At 63.3% G+C, this 17,713-nt stretch carries 16 protein-coding genes; all 16 read left to right on the top strand.

Features of this window, described 5'->3' with window-relative positions; translation table 11 throughout:
• The first annotated feature begins 122 nt into the window (after positions 1-122).
• The 16 genes from IEX97_RS02255 (at position 123) to IEX97_RS02185 (ending at position 17,710) form a co-directional block, all read left to right on the top strand.
• Positions 123-1,055, top strand: a complete 933-nt coding sequence (locus IEX97_RS02255; protein WP_188880894.1) for a sulfotransferase family protein — start codon at positions 123-125, stop codon at positions 1,053-1,055.
• 17 nt (positions 1,056-1,072) lie between these two features.
• Complete coding sequence (gene cysC, locus IEX97_RS02250; RefSeq protein WP_188880893.1) at positions 1,073-1,735, top strand: adenylyl-sulfate kinase; 663 nt, start codon at positions 1,073-1,075, stop codon at positions 1,733-1,735.
• A gap of 145 nt (positions 1,736-1,880) precedes the next feature.
• Complete coding sequence (locus IEX97_RS02245; RefSeq protein WP_188880892.1) at positions 1,881-2,570, top strand: response regulator transcription factor; 690 nt, start codon at positions 1,881-1,883, stop codon at positions 2,568-2,570.
• A gap of 35 nt (positions 2,571-2,605) precedes the next feature.
• On the top strand, positions 2,606-3,994 hold the full coding sequence (locus IEX97_RS02240) for a sensor histidine kinase (protein WP_188880891.1): 1,389 nt from the start codon (positions 2,606-2,608) through the stop codon (positions 3,992-3,994).
• Between the two features lie 91 nt (positions 3,995-4,085).
• The gene (locus IEX97_RS02235; protein WP_188880890.1) at positions 4,086-5,624 is read left to right on the top strand and encodes a cellulose-binding protein; all 1,539 of its coding nucleotides are present in this window, start codon (positions 4,086-4,088) and stop codon (positions 5,622-5,624) included.
• A gap of 60 nt (positions 5,625-5,684) precedes the next feature.
• Positions 5,685-6,515 (top strand): sugar phosphate isomerase/epimerase family protein, encoded by an 831-nt coding sequence (locus tag IEX97_RS02230; RefSeq protein ID WP_188880889.1) that lies wholly within the window; start codon positions 5,685-5,687, stop codon positions 6,513-6,515.
• 79 nt (positions 6,516-6,594) lie between these two features.
• Positions 6,595-7,347, top strand: a complete 753-nt coding sequence (locus tag IEX97_RS02225; RefSeq protein WP_188880888.1) for a sugar phosphate isomerase/epimerase family protein — start codon at positions 6,595-6,597, stop codon at positions 7,345-7,347.
• Positions 7,348-7,639: 292 nt separating this feature from the next.
• Positions 7,640-8,665, top strand: a complete 1,026-nt coding sequence (locus tag IEX97_RS02220) for a LacI family DNA-binding transcriptional regulator (protein WP_188880887.1) — start codon at positions 7,640-7,642, stop codon at positions 8,663-8,665.
• Positions 8,666-8,961: 296 nt separating this feature from the next.
• On the top strand, positions 8,962-9,132 hold the full coding sequence (locus IEX97_RS13490) for a LacI family DNA-binding transcriptional regulator (protein ID WP_229776257.1): 171 nt from the start codon (positions 8,962-8,964) through the stop codon (positions 9,130-9,132).
• A 12-nt stretch (positions 9,133-9,144) separates the two neighbouring features.
• Positions 9,145-9,990 carry a LacI family DNA-binding transcriptional regulator gene (locus IEX97_RS02215; RefSeq protein ID WP_229776254.1) on the top strand — a complete coding sequence of 282 codons (846 nt, stop codon included), beginning with the start codon at positions 9,145-9,147 and terminating at the stop codon, positions 9,988-9,990.
• Between the two features lie 574 nt (positions 9,991-10,564).
• Positions 10,565-12,214 (top strand): ABC transporter substrate-binding protein, encoded by a 1,650-nt coding sequence (locus IEX97_RS02210; protein WP_229776252.1) that lies wholly within the window; start codon positions 10,565-10,567, stop codon positions 12,212-12,214.
• A 133-nt stretch (positions 12,215-12,347) separates the two neighbouring features.
• Positions 12,348-13,340: an ABC transporter permease gene (locus IEX97_RS02205; RefSeq protein WP_188880885.1), complete on the top strand. Its 993-nt coding sequence runs from the start codon at positions 12,348-12,350 to the stop codon at positions 13,338-13,340.
• A complete protein-coding gene (locus IEX97_RS02200; RefSeq protein WP_188880884.1) occupies positions 13,337-14,302 on the top strand; it encodes an ABC transporter permease in 966 nt (321 codons plus the stop codon). Before IEX97_RS02205 ends, IEX97_RS02200 begins: the two co-directional genes overlap by 4 nt.
• Positions 14,286-15,293 carry an ABC transporter ATP-binding protein gene (locus tag IEX97_RS02195; protein ID WP_188880882.1) on the top strand — a complete coding sequence of 336 codons (1,008 nt, stop codon included), beginning with the start codon at positions 14,286-14,288 and terminating at the stop codon, positions 15,291-15,293. Before IEX97_RS02200 ends, IEX97_RS02195 begins: the two co-directional genes overlap by 17 nt.
• Positions 15,286-16,254 (top strand): ABC transporter ATP-binding protein, encoded by a 969-nt coding sequence (locus IEX97_RS02190; protein WP_188880881.1) that lies wholly within the window; start codon positions 15,286-15,288, stop codon positions 16,252-16,254. The genes IEX97_RS02195 and IEX97_RS02190 overlap by 8 nt, the downstream gene beginning before the upstream one ends.
• A gap of 121 nt (positions 16,255-16,375) precedes the next feature.
• Positions 16,376-17,710, top strand: a complete 1,335-nt coding sequence (locus IEX97_RS02185; RefSeq protein WP_188880880.1) for a GH1 family beta-glucosidase — start codon at positions 16,376-16,378, stop codon at positions 17,708-17,710.
• Positions 17,711-17,713 lie beyond the last annotated feature (3 nt).

Genomic DNA, 17,713 nt, shown 5'->3' with positions numbered 1-17,713 from the left:
CATCGTCATACAGGTTCCATAGTGGTGATTTAACATGGATGGAGACAAGCCCGCACCAAGGCAGGCCGCACGGCGCCCGCGCCGGCGCGGCCTGATTTGGTGCGAGAGGAGCGTGCAGGGCCATGCGGCAAGCGGCGATGCCCACCTGTTTCATCGTCGGCGCGGCCAAGTGCGGGACGACGTCGCTCGACCGCTACTTGAACCAGCACCCGGACATCTACATGGCGCCTCGCAAGGAGACCCACTTCTTTGCTTCCCCGGATATGCCGGCACGGTATGAGGGCCCGGGCGATGAGGCGTTCACCGAGAACCTGATCCGGTCGCTGGACGAATACCAAAGCATGTTCGCAGCGGCGCAGGGTGCGCGCGTGCGAGGAGAGTCGTCGGTGTATTATCTGTACTTTCCGAAGTCGTTGGAACGGATTGCCCGCACCGTCGACCATCCCAAGGTGATCGCGGTGTTGCGCAACCCGGTCGACCGGGCGTACAGTGCGTACATGCACCTGGTCCGCGACGGACGAGAGACACTGCCCTTCTTGGAGGCTTTGGCGGCGGAGCCGGCACGGCGTGCTGCCAACTATCAACCGTTGTGGCACTATACATCCGTGGGGTTGTACGCACGGCAGGTCGAGCATCTGCTCCGGGTGTTCGGCAGGGAACACGTCCTGCTGATTGAGTACGAGGAATTCAATGCGCAACCCGAGCGCACGCTGGCGCAGGTGTTTCATTTTCTTGGGGTCGACGAGCGCGTCCGCGTCGACACATCCATCCGCTACAACATGACGGGCGTCCCGGTCGCGGGCTTATATCAGATGGCGACGCAATCGAACGCCCTCACCCGGTTGTTGAAGCCGTTCGTGCCCGGGCGGTGGCGCGAGAAGCTGCGCACGCAAGTGAAAAACCTCACGCTGCGCAAGGAGCCGTTGTCGGCAGACGTGCGGGCGCAGCTGCTCGAGCGGTTCCGCGCGGACATCTTGGCGCTCGAAGCGGTGTGGGGACGTTCGCTGGCGCATTGGTTGCACCAGGCATCGCCCACAGCCGAGACGACGGCCTGAGGTGGGGGGAAGAGACGTTGCCGGATGACATCTACTGGCACGCGGCCAAGGTGTCGCGCGAGATGCGGGAACGGTTGGCGGGTCACCGCGGCCTTTGCCTCTGGCTGACCGGTATGTCGGGCGCTGGCAAGTCGACGTTGGCCAACGCGGTGGAATACCGGTTGTATGAGATGGGGGTGCGCACGTACCTGCTGGACGGGGACAACATCCGGCACGGATTGAGCCGGGACCTTGGGTTCAGCGAGCGGGATCGCGCGGAAAACGTGCGCCGGGTTGCGGAAGTGGCGCGCCTGTTCGTGGACGCCGGGGTCGTGGTGTTGACGGCGCTCATCTCGCCGTACCGGGCGGACCGCGAGGCGGCGCGGGCCCTCTTCGCACCGGGGCGTTTCATCGAGGTCTACGTGCGCTGCCCGCTGCCGGTGTGTGAACAGCGGGACCCCAAGGGGCTGTACAAAAAGGCGCGCGCCGGCCTCATTCCGAACTTCACGGGCATCAGCGCGCCGTACGAGCCGCCCGCCCACCCGGAACTGGTGGTGGACACGGCGGCATGGGACATCGGGAAGTGCGTGGACGTGGTGGTCGCGGACCTGGTTCGCCGGCTCGCCCTCGCTGACGCGTCCCCTCCAGGCGAATCGGCGCAGGAGGAGGTCCAGGCGGACGGCCAAGGGCGGGCACGTTGACGGAGCACGCCGTTCACGGTACACTGACGCCCAGACGCGCGCAATCCACCGCAAACGCCCGCGGCGCGGCGCGGCCGGGATCCATGCGGCCGGCCGCGCACGGACAGCGGGACGAGGCGTGGGAAGGTGAGGAGAAGGACCACGTATGGCGGCCACCATCCTTTTGGTCGACGATGAACCGAAAGTGCTCGACGTGATGAAGCCGTACCTGGAGGGCGAAGGGTTTCGCGTGCTCACCGCCGCCAACGGGACCCAGGCGTTGCGCATGGTGGAACAGCACAAGCCGGACCTGGTGGTGCTCGACTGGATGCTGCCGGAGATGAGCGGCCTCGAGGTGTGCCGTGCCATCCGCGCCCAGTCGTCCATCGGGATCATCATGCTCACCGCGCGGGCGGACGAAGTGGACAAGATCCTCGGCCTCGAGGTGGGCGCGGACGACTACATCACCAAACCGTTCAGCCTGCGCGAGCTGGTGGCGCGCATCCGGTCCGTGCTGCGCCGGGCCGGCGGGCAGCAGGAAGGCGAGCACGAGTCGGTGATGGTCCGCGGCGATTTGACCATCGACGAGGAAAAGTTCCGCGTATGGAAAGGCGGCCAGGAGGTCCAGCTCACGCCGACCGAGTTCAAGATCCTGGTCACCCTGGCGGCCAATCCCGGCGTGGTCTACAGCCGGCTGCAGCTCTTGCAAGCGGCCATCGGCGAGGCGTATCTGAACTACGAGCGGACCATCGACACCCACATCAGCCACCTGCGCAAGAAGCTGGAAGACGATCCCGCCAACCCGGTGTACATTCAGACGGTGTACGGCATCGGGTACCGCTTCGGCGAGCAGTGAGCGGCGGGTGACGGACGCAAAGTGGGGGCGCGAACGTGAGCCTGCGGACCAAGCTGTTTTCCGCCATGGTCAGCTTGATCGTCTTTATGACCGTGGTGTTCTTCGCCCTGTCACACGGCTACATGGCGCACCTGTTTAAGAATTACGCCTTGGCCGCTCGCGAAGGCGACGCCGAGCAGTGGGCGACCTTGCTGTCGTATTATTATGTGAATAATCACAACTCATGGCACAACGTCGATCGGTACGTCGCCCAGGTGCTGGACCAGCGCCTCTCCTCCGGCGCGGTGGCGGGTCTGGAGCACCTCGAGATCCTCAGCCCGGACCGCAAGCAGGTCATCTTTGCGACACCGTCTCCCCAGCTCGACCGGCGCACGTTTCTTGCCGAGGGTATCGTCGTCCCCATCCAGGCCAACGGGCGCACCGTCGGCATCCTCGCGCTGACGGATCGCGACCTGCAGCGTTTGTACCACCTTGAACAGCGAATTCTCGACTCGATGGCGGACGCGACGCTCGCCGGCGCGGTGGCGACGGTGCTCGTCGCGCTCCTCGTCGCGTTTTGGCTGACGCGTCGGATCACGCATCCTCTGCAGCAGCTCATCCACGCCATCCGGCGGATATCCGAAGGCGATCTCGGCATCAAGCTGGCGGCCGAGACACGCGATGAGCTCGGCCAGGTGACGATGGCGTTCAATCATATGGCCGCCCAACTGGCCAAGATGGAACAGATGCGCCGGCACCTGGTGGCCGACGTGGCTCATGAGTTGCGCACGCCGCTCACCATCATCCAGGGCCAGCTCGAGTTGATCCAGCAGGGGGTGCGCCAACCGGAACCGGCCGCACTGTTGCCCATCCAGGACGAGGTGATGCGTCTCACCCGTCTCGTCGACGATTTACATCAACTGTCGCTCGCCGAGGCGGGTGTGTTGCCGTTGGAGAAACGGACGACCGAGCTCGTGGCCTTGGTCGGGCGGGTGGTGGAGAATTTCCAGATTGAAGCGGAGGAACGCACCATCCGCCTGTTCATGGAAGCGGCGGTGCCCGCGGTGTACGTCTGGGTCGACGCGCACCGGATGACGCAGGTGTTCGTCAACCTCGTCGGCAACGCCCTGCGCTACACACCGGCGGGCGGAGAGGTGAAGGTCCGTGTCGAGGAGACGCCGCAGGACGTGCGCGTGACCGTCTCCGATACAGGTCCGGGGATTGCGGCGGAACACCTGCCGCACATCTTCGACCGGTTCTATCGCGTCGAGGAGGCGCGCAGCCGGGAGAGCGGCGGCATGGGGCTGGGGTTGGCCATTGCGAAAGAATTCGTCGAAGCGCACCGCGGGCGGATTGAAGTGGTATCGCGGCCGGGACAAGGTACGTCGTTCATCGTGGTGCTCCCGCGCATGGATACTCCTGCTGCGGGGGGCGCAGGAAGTTGACGGCGCAGGAAGTTGACGCAGGGCGGCGAATACATGTCGCAAGCGCTTGCAAACCGTTTTGCGGGCGCATGTGCGAGAGAGCGGTGGGACCGTGAAGAACATTTTCGCGTGGGGGATGCGATGGTTGTGTGCGGCCGCTTGCACCGCTTTGGCCGTGGCGCCGCCAGGGTTCGCACACGGGCGGGCACGGGACGGGGTGGTTGCCAAAGTGCGGCTTGAGACCAAGCAACCGCTCGGTGTCATCCCCAAAACCGCGTTTGGGATCAACACCGCGGTCTGGGACGCCAACCTGCTCGACGACAAAGTGCCTTCCTTGCTCCGGCAGGCGGGCATCACCATCCTCAGGTTTCCGGGCGGATCGACGTCGGACGTCTACCACTGGAAGACGCAGTCCATCACGCCGGGGCAAACCGGGTATGCCAACCCTGCCGACACGTTCGACGCATTCATGGGCGTCGTGAAGAAGGCCGGCGCGCAGGCGATGGTGACGGTGAACTACGGATCGAACGCTGCGGGAACCGGCGGGGGGGATCCGTCCGAAGCGGCCGCTTGGGTCCGCTACGCGAACATCACGAAGCGGTATGGCGTGAAGTACTGGGAAATTGGGAATGAGGTGTACGGCAACGGATCGTACGGCCCGGCGTGGGAGGTCGACCTGCATAAGGAAAAAGGGCCTGCGGCCTATGCGAAGTACGCCTTGCAATTCATCACCAAGATGAAGGCGGTGGATCCGACCATCCGCATCGGGGTGGTGCTGACCGCACCGGGCAACTGGCCCGACGGGTTGCAACCGAGTTGGAACGACGTGGTGCTCAAGGCGCTCGGGCGCTATCTCGATTTCGTCGACGTGCACTGGTACGCGCAGAACCCTGGCAATGAATCCGATCCCGGCCTGTTGGCGAGCACGTCGAGCATCCCGGGCATGGTGGCGCAGCTGCGGGCACAGATCCGAGCATATTGCGGTGAGCGGGCGAAGCAGGTGCAGATCATGCTGACGGAGACCAACTCGGTCTCGTACAACCCGGGCAAACAGACGACGAGCCCGGTGAACGCGCTCTTCCTGGCGGACGACTACATGACCTGGCTCGAGAACGGGGCGGCCAACGTCGATTGGTGGGACTTGCACAACGGCATTTCGACCGGCAACAACACGAGCCGGGCGTTGTACGGCAAGCTGAACTACGGGGATTACGGGGTGCTCGCCAACGCCACGAGCGGCGGGGACCCGAAGTACGGCAGTCTGCAGGAACCACCGGCGGACACGCCGTTCCCGACCTATTGGGCGCTCGTCCTGTTGCACCGGTTCGCGGAGCCCGGCGATACGATGGTGCCGGCCACCGTTTCCCAGCCGCAGGTGGTCGCGCACGCGGTGAAGCGCCGCCAAGGCGGGTGGGGGCTTTTGCTTTTGAACGAGGACCCTGTGCAATCCGTGACGGTGCAAGCCAACCTGCCGCTTGCCGGTGCGTGGCGCGCGGATGTCGCATGGGCCAGCGGATCGTACAGCGGCATATCCGCGCGCAGCGTGACTGGACAGGGTGCGCTCATGCTCAGCCTGCCACCGTACTCTCTGACCGCGGTCACGGTGCAACCGGCCGCGCATCCGGTTGTGTTTCAGCGGGCAAAGCCGTAGGATGGCAGTGTGCCGCGGCAGGAACGACTGCCACGGCCCATCGGCAAAGGGGGAAGCTGGGTGAAACCATGCCTGAATCCGTCCTTGGTCAGAACGCGTGATTTGGAAGCGTACCTGGACATCGCTGCCCAAGCGGGTTACACGGCGGTCGAGGCCGACGTGGGCGCGGTGGTCGCGTTGGTGCGCGCACAAGGGATGCGGGCTGTGCGCAAACTGTTTCGGGATCGCGGCATCGAATTGGGCAGCTTCGGCCTGCCGGTCGATGTGCACGCGGAGGAAGCGGTGTTTCGAGCGGGGCTGGAACGCCTGCCGGAGGCTGCGGCGGTGGCAGCCGAGTTGGGTGCCCGCAGCGCGTGCACATGGTTGTGGCCGAGCGTGGATGAGTTGCCGGTCCCGTATGCCAGCCGCTTGGCGGTGAGGTTTCGCCGTTGTGCGGAGGTCCTGGCCGCCTGCGGGCTGCGGCTCGGCCTGGAATTTGTCGGCCCGCACCACCTGCGGGGCCGGGCGTATCCGTTCGTCTACACCATGGCCGATACTTTGGCGTACATCGACGGCATCGGTGCGCCAAACATCGGGCTGTTGCTCGACAGCTATCACTGGTACACCACGGAGGCAACCGCGGAGGACATCCGCCGCATACCGGTGCACAGAATTGCCCACGTGCACGTGAACGACACGGATCGCCCTCCGGCGGAAGCGGTCGACAACGAACGGTTGTTGCCCGGGGAAGGGCGCATTCCGTTGGCCGCGTTCTTCACGGCCTTGGCCGACATCGGCTATGCGGGGCCTGTGTCGATTGAGGTGTTGCGCAAGGAACCGTTCGCCGAGCCGGACCTGGAGGTCGCCCGGCGGGCGCTGGCCGGACTGCGGCGGGTCCTCGCGGCGGTGTGAACACCGCGTCATCATGATGGACGGATGGACTTGGACATCGCGCCGGATTGAGCCACGGCGGATTGGAGGAAGGAGAAACATGCCCAAAGTCGGGGTGCAGTTGTACACCTTGCGGGACGTCTTGCAGGATGATTTTGCCGGAACCTTGCGCAAGGTGGCAGAGATGGGTTTTGACGGGGTGGAGTTCGCAGGATACGGGGGGTATACCGCGCCTCAGCTGCGGGCGTTGTGCGACGAGTTGGGCCTCGAGCCGGTCTCCAGTCACGTGCCGCTCGATGTTCTGGAGTCCAAGCTGGATGAGGCATTGGCGTACGCCAAAGAACTGGGTCTGCGCCACATCGCCTGCCCGTGGTCGCCGCCGGAGCGGCGGAACAGCCGCGCGGCCTACCAAGCACTGGCGGACTCGCTGAATCGTATCGGCACCGCCTGCCATGAGGCAGGGATCTTGTTCAGCTACCACAATCACGCATTTGAGTTCGATACGTTCGACGGGGAGTACGGTTTGGACCTGCTCTTGCAATGGACCCAGCCGTCCTTCGTCGGAGCGGAGCTCGATATGTACTGGGTCGAGTATGCGGGCGAGAGCGCCAAAGCGTATTTGCGCAAGTACGCGGGCCGGTGCCGCTTTTTGCACGTGAAAGACATGGCCGCCGACGAGCAGCGGTCGTTCGCGGAGGTCGGGAGCGGGTCGTTGGATGTGCCGGGCATCCTCGAGGTCGCGGCCGAAACGGGCGTGGAGTGGTTGATCATCGAGCAGGACGTGTGCCAGCAACCCCCGCTCGACAGCGTGCGCCAGAGCTACGCTTATGTGAGCCGGTTACTGGGAAGGTAAGCTTGCTTTTTGCTCATCCCATCCGATCCAGATGCAACGGCGGGCCGAAGGGGACACGTGCCCTTCGGCCCGCCGCGCAGGATGCAACCCTCTTGCATGAACGCGCCCACGCAACGATAATAGGATGCAACGGATGCGACGCTTTTGAATGTACAGGTCCCGGGCCGAAAGCGGTTCCAGCGGCCGGCAGTGTTCAGGGATGGGTGCAGCGCTTGCATCCCGGAGACGAGACAAGGTTGAGATGGTCGCGGTGAAATCGTCGGAGAAATCACCAGAGAGGAATCGGACGCACGTGGTCACCATTTACGATATTGCCAAACGGGCTGGCGTTTCGCCGGCCACCGTCTCGCGCGTCTTGAACGGGTATCCCGACGTCAGCCTGAAGACGCGCGCCAAGGTGCAAAAGATCACACAGGAGCTTGGCTATCAGCCGAGTGCGATGGCGCGCGGGTTGGCGACAAAGCGGTCGATGACCATCGGGGCGTTTGTAAAGGTGGGGCCGGATGACGGGCTTCGCCATCCGGTGTTTCAGGAAGTGTTGACGGCGTTTCAACATGTCGTCGGCGAAAAAGGGTATGATGTCCTGTTTTTTTCGCAAAACGGCCCTGCATTGCAGCGCGAGGGTTACGAGGCCGTGGCGCGCTACCGCAATGTGGATGGGTTGTTGGTGCTCGGGATGCCGCGAACAGACCCCGGCGTGATTGCCCTGTCGACGTGCGGGATCCCCTGTATGTCCATCGATCTCGACCTCATCGGCCCGCGCGCCGGCTATGTAACCTCCGACAATGTCGGCGGTGCCATCCAAGCGGTGGAGTTTCTCGTGCAGCATGGGCACAGGGCCATCGCGTTCATCGGCGACAAGTTCGCGACCAAGCCGGGGCACGACCGTCTCATTGGTTTTCAACGCGCGGTGCAGGAATTTCGGTTGCCGTTTCGCCCGGATTGGGTGTTGGACGGGGATTTCACCGAAATTGGCGGTTACCAGGCGGTATCGCGTTTGCTGGAGATGTCCGAACTTCCCACCGCCATCTTCTGCGCCAGCGACCTGATGGCCATCGGTGCCATGCGGGCCATTCGCGATCGCGGCCTGCGCGTGGGGGAAGACATCTCTGTCATCGGTTTTGACGACATCCGGCCGGCCAGCATGGTGACGCCAGGGTTGACAACCATCCGCCAACGCAGCGAGGAGTTGGGAAGGCGCGCTGCCCAGGCGTTATTGCGGATGATTGAGGAACCGACGGCGTTGCCGTCCGTCATCACGGTCGCGACCGAGCTCGTGGTCCGGGAGACCGTGCGCCCGGTCGTTCCCCGCGGTTGATGGAACACTCCGGGCAAGGAACCTCCTAAAACCTTTCGAAGGCCGTTGGCGCTCGTTCATCTTTGCCCCTGACTTGCGCATGCAGGTGCATAGGCTTCTCGCTTGGTGCTTGGCCGCCATTCCGCGGGAGATGCATGGATCTCCGTATCCAAAAGATCACCTGGACACCCGTAAAATGTCAGAATCATGAAAGAAGGATTTTGCGGGCGGGTGACAAATCTCATACTACACCTTGATTCATTTTGCAATCTACGAATGTTTCGGCGCCGCCGGGCGCGACGGGGGGAGAGGTTTCGGTGCCGACCATTTCGGACGTCGCGCGGCGAGCGGGCGTTTCGCCGGCGACGGTATCGCGGGTGCTCAACGGCTACGCCGACGTCAGCGACGAGACGCGCAGGCGCGTCCGCCGGGCTATGGCGGAGTTAGGGTATGACGGGCCGCGGCGAGCCGGACAGCGCACGCGCTAATACATCATCGGGGTGTTTTACGAAGTCGATGAGGACGGCAACCTGACACATCCGTTTTTCCAAGAGGTGCTGTACGGGTTTAAGCGCGTGGCCGCGGCGGAGGGTTACGACGTGCTGTTGTTCACCAACACGCCCGGCCGCGCGTTGGTGCAGAGTTACGAACACCGGGCGCGTGCGCGCGGGGTTGACGGCGTGGCATTGATGGGCGTCCGGCGTACGAGCCCGGACTTGGAAGCGCTGGCGGCAAGCCGTATCCCCTGCATGTCTGTCGATCTCGACCTGTTGGGGCCGCGTGCCGGGTATGTTTCGTCGACAAACGTCGAGGGCGCCGTGCAGGCGGTCGAATACCTCATCGCCATGCAGCACCGCAATATCGCGTTTATCGGCGACCGGTTCGCGACCAAGCCGGGTCATGACCGTCTCATCGGCTATCAGCAGACCTTGCAGCGGCACGGCCTGGCGTTCCGACCGGAGTGGGTGTGCAACGGCGACTTTTCGGAGGACTCCGGTTACGAGTCGGCGCGCCGCCTGCTCGCGGAGTACACCGAGATCACGGCCATCTTCTGCGCCGGGGACATGATGGCCATCGGCGCGATGCGGGCCATTGCCGAACGAGGCCTGGCGGTGGGGGAGGACATTTCGGTCATCGGGTATGACGACCTGCCGGTGGCCGCCGCCACCCAACCGCCTTTGACGACCGTGCGCCAGGAGCGCCGGAAGTTGGGCGAGATGGCAGCCCAAGCGCTCATCCAAATGATTCAGGACCCTTACGCTGTCCCGCCGGTGCTCCAGATTCCGACGGAGTTGGTGGTGCGCCAATCGGTCGCGGTGTGCCGCAAGGCTCCGGTCGGCGGGTGAGATGGGGCAGCGGTGACGGCGCAGATAAATGAGGTGCGAAGCTGGCGGGGAGGGAGCGCCGGATGGGCGGCGAGTCAGGGGTGCGTGAAAACCCTCGCTTCGCGTGGATGCGTGCGCAATGCATGCGCGGGTTGCACCCCGAAAGCGAACTCGAAAGTGAGCTGGTTCAACGAAATTTTTGTCTCCTCGCGATGGCCGGCAGGAAATTCGCCGCACGCGTAGAATGGATCGAATTTAGAAGACCCAAGCGGAGAGGGGAAACCACGGTCAAGCGCTTACGGTCCCATGATGACAGCGCATGGATGCCAGCGTCATTTCACCTCTCCCTCGTGTGACCACCCGTGTGAGCGGTTTCATTTTGTGCGGTGGGCGGGAGGCGGGTATTGACCTGGCCAAGGAGGTTCGGGAAAGGGGGGATGTCGGCCGGGCGCAAGCGGTTGCAACCGACAAGGCATGCCGCGCTCGGCAGGTGCGGGGAAGCGTCGTGTTCCGGAATTCCGTGGTTCGCGAAACATGTTCGCGCCACGAAAACTTGTCTGGACATGAAGGTGACAAGATGAAGGGGGATGGCATTGTGGTGAAAAAGATGACCTGGCGCGTGGCGACGTTGGCGTCGCTCGCGGCTTCCACGCTGGCGGCGGGCGCCGCGCTGCCGACCGTGGCTTCGGCGGCCAATCCGCAGCCGCTCGTGGTCGTGCCGTCGCCGAACGGCAACTTCCAGTACAACTTCAATCCGTTCACCGCCAGCAACAACGGCGGCAACTACGGAACACTCGGCCTCATTTACGAGCCGCTGTTTTACTTGGACAACGTGAGCGGCAAAACCTTCTCGTTGCTCGGCACCAAGTACACCTGGAGCAACGGCAACAAGACCTTGACGGTGCAGTTGCGCAGCAACGCCAAATGGAGCGACGGGCAGCCGTTTACCTCGGATGACGTCGTCTTCACCTTCCAGGAGTTGAAGAAGTATCCTGCCGCCGATACGGCGGGCATCTGGACCCAGTTGGCGTCCGTGACGGCGAAGGGCAAGAACGCGGTCGTGTTCCAGTTCAAGACCGCCAATGTTCCGTTTGCGGCGTATGTATTGTCGCAGTTCATCGTGCCGAAGCACATTTGGAGCAAGCTGGGCGATCCGACCAAGGTGACGGTCACCAAGCCGGTCGGCACGGGCCCGTACACGTTGGGGTCGTTCACGCCGCAGGATTACAAGTACAACGCCAACCCGAATTACTGGGGAGGCAAGCCGCCGGTGCCGGTCGTCGACTTCCCGGCTTACTCCGGCAACGACGCGGGCAACATGGCGCTGGCGATGGGCAAGGTCGACTGGGACGGCATGTTCATCCCGCAGATCGACAAGCTGTTCGTCAGCCGCGACCCGAAGCACAACCATTACTTCTTCCCGCCCGGCAACGTCATCATGCTCTACACCAACCTCAAGAACCCGCTCTTGTCGCAGTTGCCGGTGCGCCAGGCCATCTCGCTCGCCATCGACCGCAACGCCTTGGCGAACAAGGCGGAGTACGGCTACACGAAGCCGGCCAGTCTGACGGGCCTTGTGCTGCCGAACAACGCTGCGTGGCTTGATCCCAGCCTGCCGAAGAGCAAGACGCAACCGCAGTACAACCCGCAGCAAGCGGAGAAGATCCTGCAGCAGGCGGGCTTCAAGAAGAACGCGCAAGGGATCTACGAGAAGAACGGCAAGCCGCTGTCGTTCACGCTCAAGGTGGTCGCAGGCTGGACCGACTGGGATACATGTGCACAGCTCATCCAGCAGGACCTCAAGAAGATCGGCATCCAGGTGACGGTGCAGGAGCAGCAGCTCGGGGCGTACAACAGCGACCTGGGCGGCGCCAAGAAGAACTACGACCTGGCTATCTCCTGGACCAATACGGGCCCGACGCCGTACTTCCTGTACTACAACATGCTCGACACGCACGGCAACTACAACGTCGAGCAGCTCAGCTCGAAGGAAGTCGACGCCATCTTGGCCGACTTCTCGCAGACCAGCTCCGAAGCCCAGCAGAAGAAGGATATCTACAAGCTGGAGCGCTTCATGATGGACAACCTGCCGAGCATTCCGCTGTTCTACGGGCCGGTTTGGTTCGAATACCGGGACGCCAAGTACACCGGCTTCCCGACGCCGCAGAACCCGTGGATCAACCCGGCACCGTGGCAGAACTACGCGCAGGCGATTGTGCTCATGCACCTGAAGCCTGTGCAGTGAGCGCACCAAACGGCGCGGAAAACGGGGCGGGGTCGCACCCGCCCTTTGTCTGATCCGCGGATGGGGTTGGTTCCAACCGCGGGTTCATCCTGTCTTGCGGGTCCATCAAGCCGGTCGTCGAGGAGGGTCTTTCGTGCGTTATGTACTGAACCGGCTGTTGTTTCTGGTGGTCTCCATCTGGGCGGCCATCACGCTCAATTTCATCCTGCCGCGCCTGATGCCGGGGAATCCTGCCGCCATCATGATGGCGAAGTTCCAGGGGCGCATGCCGCCGCAGGCCCTGCATGCCCTGGAAATCGAGATGGGGATGGCGTCGGACAAACCGATGATTGTCCAGTATTTCGACTACCTGCGCAGCATGGTGACCGGCCATCTCGGGCTGTCGTACACGTTTTATCCCACGCCGGTGTCCGCCATCATCCGGCAGAGCCTGCCTTGGACCATCGGCCTGCTCGGCGTGGCTTGGTTGGTCGCGGTGGTGCTCGGCACCCTGGCGGGCATCTGGATCGCGTGGCGGCGCGGCAGCAAGGCGGATGCCATTCTGCCGATTGGCACCATGTTCTTCCAGTCCATTCCAGGTTTCTGGCTCGGTCTGATTCTCTTGTATTTCGCAGGCTTCCTGCATAACTGGTTTCCTACAGCCCACGCGTACGGCGACGATGTGACGCCGGGGTTCAACGGGCGTTTCATCCTCAGCGTGCTCTATCACGGCTTTCTGCCGTTTCTCGTCGTGTTCCTGGGCAGCGTCAGCGGCTGGATTGTCGGCATGCGCAACAACATGATCATGACGCTCGGCGAGGACTACGTGGTGTTTGCCGAAGCGAAAGGCATCCCGACGCGGCGGCTCATCTTTGCGTACGCAGCGCGCAATGCTCTCTTGCCGCAGGTGACGTCCATCGCCATTGCGCTGTCGACCATCATCGGCGGCCAGATCTTGATTGAACAGGTCTTCTCCTATCCGGGTATCGGGTATCAATTGACCAATGCCGTGACCAGTGAGGACTATCCGCTGATCCAGGGGATGTTCCTCATCATCGCGGTGGCCACGCTCGTCATCAACTTTATCGTCGATATGATCTACGGCCGCCTCGACCCGCGGGCGAGAAGGAGGGGGGCGACGTCATGAGCAGCCGCATCGCTGCGAAGGTACAGGAAGCCGCAGGTCCCCTGGACCGTCAGGACAAGGTGAGGCGGCGGAGCATCTTCTCTGCGTTCATTCGCGATCCGAAGGCGCTGACCGGCCTCATCATCTTTTCGGTGTTTGTGCTTGTCGGCATCTTTGCCCCGCTCATCGCGCCGTACGATCCGCACGCGTCGACGTTCATGCCGTCACAGCCGCCGTCGTGGCAGCACCTGTTCGGCACGACGAACACCGGGCAGGACATCTTCTCCCAATTTGTCTGGGGTACCCGGACGTCGCTGTCCGTCGGTGTCGGCGCGGCGGTAGTCTCGACGTTGATCGCGTTTCTCATCGGGGTGTATGCCGGGCTCAAAGGCGGATGGGTCGACGCGGTGCTCAACGCCTTGTGCAACATCTTTTTGGTTTTGCCTGGCTTGGCCCTGCTCATTCTGATTGAGTCGTACTTGAAGAACACCACGCCGGTGCTCAACGGCCTCATCATCGCCCTCACCGGTTGGGCATGGGGGGCGCGCGTGTTCCGGTCGGTCACGCTCTCGCTTGCCAACCGTGATTTCGTGCTCGCCGCCAAACTCTCCGGGGCGGGGTCGCTCCGGATCATGTTCGCGGAGATCCTGCCGAACATGGTGTCCATCATCGCCGGCAACCTGATTTACTCGTGCCTGGGCGCCATCCTCGCGGAATCAGGGTTGGCCTACCTTGGTTTCGAGGACGTGGCGTCCGACAGCTGGGGCACCATCCTCATGTGGGCGCAAAACGGTGCGGCGCTGATGATTGGCGCATGGTGGTGGTTTGTGCCGCCTGGTTTGGCCATCGCCCTCGTCTGCACCAGCCTGACCCTGATGAACTTCGCGGTCGACCAGATCGCGAATCCGCGCCTGCGTGTGAAGCGCCGGGCGCGCAAAACGCATGTCCTGGAAGGAGGGCTGCAGCATGCCGCACAATCATAACGCCCTCCGCCGTCCTGTCTTGGAGATAGAGGATTTGTCGGTTGGGTATGAAACGCCAAACAGCCTGGTGCACGCGGTGAGCGACGTCAACCTGACGGTGCATGAACAGGAGATCCTCGGCCTCGTGGGCGAGTCGGGATCGGGCAAGTCGACGCTCGCGTTTGCGGTCATGCGGCTGCTCAAAGGGGATGCGGTGGTGACGAAGGGACGCGTGCGCGTCGCGGGTCAAGACGTGTACGCCCTCACCCCGGCGGAGTTGCGATCGTTTCGTTGGAAGAAGATGTCCATGGTCTTTCAGAGCGCGATGAACGCCCTCAATCCGGTGATGACGGTGGAGACGCAGATTGTCGACACCCTGCTCGCCCACCAGCCGGATTGGAGCCGGGAGCGGGCGTTGGCGCGGGCGCGGGAACTGCTGGAACTGGTGCGCATCGATGCGAAGCATCTCAAGAGCTATCCGCATGAGCTTTCGGGCGGGATGCGGCAGCGGGTGGTCATCGCCATCGCCATCGCGCTGCAACCTGACCTGGTGATCATGGACGAACCGACCACCGCGCTCGACGTCGTGGTGCAGCGGTCGATTCTGGATGAGATCCGTGAGATCCAGCAGCGGGAGAAATTCGCCATCCTTTTCATCAGCCACGACTTCAGCTTGGTGGCGGAGCTCGCGTCACGGGTGGCCATCATGTACGCCGGGCGCATTGTCGAGGTCACGGACAGCGAGACGCTGGCGGACGGGTATCGGCATCACCCGTACACAGAGGGTTTGATCCGGGCCATTCCGCACTTGACGGCGGAGCAGGTGGTCATTGAAGGGATCCCGGGCAATCCGCCGAATCTCATGGAGTTGCCGTCCGGGTGCGCATTCCACCCGCGTTGCCCGTACGCGACCGAGGAGTGCCGGCAGGCGCGGCCGCCGCAGTATCCGTCTGAGCACGGACTCATCGAGTGCCATTTATTCAAGCCGCAACGGGAGGCGCAACATGTCTGAGGCGAGCCAACTGATTGAAGTGCGCGATCTCGTCGTCCGCTTCCCCATTCGGGATCATGGGAAACGGACCGTCATCCAACCGGTGGACCATGTGTCGTTCGGCATCCGGCCGGGCGAGGTCTTGGCGCTCGTGGGAGAATCGGGTTCAGGCAAGTCGACCATTGCCAGGACGCTGCTGCGGATTGTCACGCCGAGTGCAGGCAGCATTTTGTTTGACGGCCAAGACGTCACCCGCGTCAAGGGGCGCGCGCTCGCCCAGTACCGCCGCAACGTGCAGATGGTCTTTCAGGACCCGTTCAGCTCGCTCAATCCGGCGCGCACGATTGAAGCGCACCTGTCGTACCCGCTGCGCAAGCACCATCGCTTGCGCGGCAAGGAACTCGGCGACCGGATTGACGAGCTGCTCGAGCGGGTGGGGCTCACGCCGACGAAGGATATCCGGTTGAAATACCCGCACGAGTTGTCCGGCGGCCAGCGGCAGCGCGTGGCCATCGCGCGGGCGTTGGCGGTCAGCCCCCGGTTCTTGGTGGCCGACGAGCCCATCTCGATGCTCGACGTATCGATCCGCGCCGGTGTGCTGAAGCTGATGGATGACCTGCGCGCGGCGTTCAACTTAGCGTACCTGTACATCACGCACGATTTGGCTTCCGCACGCTACTTCGGCGACCGGATCATGGTGTTGTACGGCGGGCGGGTGATGGAGACGGCGCCGTCCGACGACCTGATCCGCAACCCGTCCCATCCGTACACCCGGCTGTTGTTGGCGGCGACGCCGGGCAGCGGGCACCGCGGCAAGCTGCCGGAGACGAGCAACCGGGCGCCGAACTTGGCGGCGGATCGCAAAGGGTGTCCGTTCGCGGAACGGTGTCCGCTCGCGACCTCGGAGTGTCACGAGGTCGAGCCGCCGGTCGTCGCGGTGACACCCGAACACACGGTGGCGTGTCATCATGTGACGTCATGACGCTGCCGCACGTGGCCGCAAAGTTCGGTCAGACGTGGCGGCCACGGGCGGAGCCCCGCGCATGATGCCGCCCTGTGCGGCCGTCGAGCCGTCAGGATGAGATCAGGCAGGAGGCGGATGCATGAACGGCGAACTCAGATTTCCGGAAGGCTTTCTGTGGGGGACCGCGACCGCGGCGTACCAGGTCGAAGGCGCCGCCCAGGAAGACGGCCGCGGGCCGTCCATCTGGGACACGTTTGCGAAGACCCCGGGCAAGGTGTTGAACGGCGATACCGGGGATGTGGCGTGTGACCACTACCACCGCTATCCGGAGGACGTGCGCCTGATGAAGGAACTCGGCATGCAGGCGTATCGCTTCTCGATTGCCTGGCCGCGCATCTTCCCTGAGAAAGGCCGTTACAACCCGAAAGGAACAGACTTTTACAAGCGTTTGGTGGACACGCTGCACCAGCATGGGATATTGCCCGTTGCGACCATCTACCATTGGGACCTGCCGCAGTGGATTCAGGACGAGGGCGGATGGGCGAACCGGCGCAGCGTGGACTACTTTGTGGAATACGCGAACACCCTGTTCCGTGAGCTGGGAGATGTCGTGCCGCTGTGGATCACGCACAACGAGCCCTGGTGTGTTTCGTTCCTCAGCCATTGGTTGGGCCAGCATGCCCCCGGTCACCGGGACCTGCGCGAGGCCTTGCAGGTGGCTCATCATGTGCTGTTGTCCCACGGCAGAACGGTGCAGGCATACCGGGAGGCGGGGCTCTCCGGACGCATCGGGATCACGCTCAACCTCACCGTGGTGGATGCAGCGTCTGAAGATCCTGCGGACCTGCGGGCTGCGCAGATTTCGGACGGCAACGCCAACCGGTGGTTTCTTGATCCCATCTTCCGCGGGTCGTACCCTGCGGATATGGTGGAAATCTATACCGAGCAGGCCGGCCCGTTCGATTTCGTGCACGCGGACGATCTGGATATCATCCGGCGGCCCATCGACTTCCTCGGCGTCAACTATTACACCCGCAGCGTCGTCCGCGCTGGAGAAGACGGTATGCCGAAGCCGGTCCCTCCCGCCGGACCGGTCACGGATATGGGCTGGGAGGTTCATCCCGAGTCCCTGTACCGGCTCCTCACGCGCCTGCGGCGTGAATACACGGGATTGCCGCTCTACATCACGGAGAACGGGGCGGCGTACCCGGACCGGGTCGTGGACGGCCGCGTGGACGATCCGGAGCGGATAGCGTATCTGCGCGACCACTTCGCGGCGGCCCATCGGTTTATCCAGGAAGGCGGGAACCTGCAAGGGTATTTTGTCTGGTCGTTCATGGACAACTTCGAATGGGCGTTCGGTTACTCGAAACGGTTCGGGTTGGTCTACGTCGACTACGCGACCCAGACGCGCATTCCCAAGGCGAGCGCGCTGTGGTACCGGGACGTCATTGCAGCCAACGGGATTCGCTGAAGG

Source organism: Paenalicyclobacillus cellulosilyticus (assembly GCF_014647315.1).
Classification (GTDB): Bacteria; Bacillota; Bacilli; order Alicyclobacillales; family Alicyclobacillaceae; genus Alicyclobacillus_J; species Alicyclobacillus_J cellulosilyticus.
The sequence above is the reverse complement of the archived record's forward strand: the minus strand, read 5'-3'. Positions and strand labels throughout refer to the sequence as shown.

What these genes read in the sequence shown, in the direction of transcription:
- IEX97_RS02185 (WP_188880880.1), top strand. Translation starts at nt 16,376, where the DNA reads ATGAACGGCGAACTCAGATTTCCGGAAGGCTTTCTGTGGGGGACCGCG.
- IEX97_RS02245 (WP_188880892.1), top strand. Translation starts at nt 1,881, where the DNA reads ATGGCGGCCACCATCCTTTTGGTCGACGATGAACCGAAAGTGCTCGAC.
- IEX97_RS02225 (WP_188880888.1), top strand. Translation starts at nt 6,595, where the DNA reads ATGCCCAAAGTCGGGGTGCAGTTGTACACCTTGCGGGACGTCTTGCAG.
- IEX97_RS02195 (WP_188880882.1), top strand. Translation starts at nt 14,286, where the DNA reads ATGCCGCACAATCATAACGCCCTCCGCCGTCCTGTCTTGGAGATAGAG.
- IEX97_RS02190 (WP_188880881.1), top strand. Translation starts at nt 15,286, where the DNA reads ATGTCTGAGGCGAGCCAACTGATTGAAGTGCGCGATCTCGTCGTCCGC.
- IEX97_RS02200 (WP_188880884.1), top strand. Translation starts at nt 13,337, where the DNA reads ATGAGCAGCCGCATCGCTGCGAAGGTACAGGAAGCCGCAGGTCCCCTG.
- IEX97_RS02255 (WP_188880894.1), top strand. Translation starts at nt 123, where the DNA reads ATGCGGCAAGCGGCGATGCCCACCTGTTTCATCGTCGGCGCGGCCAAG.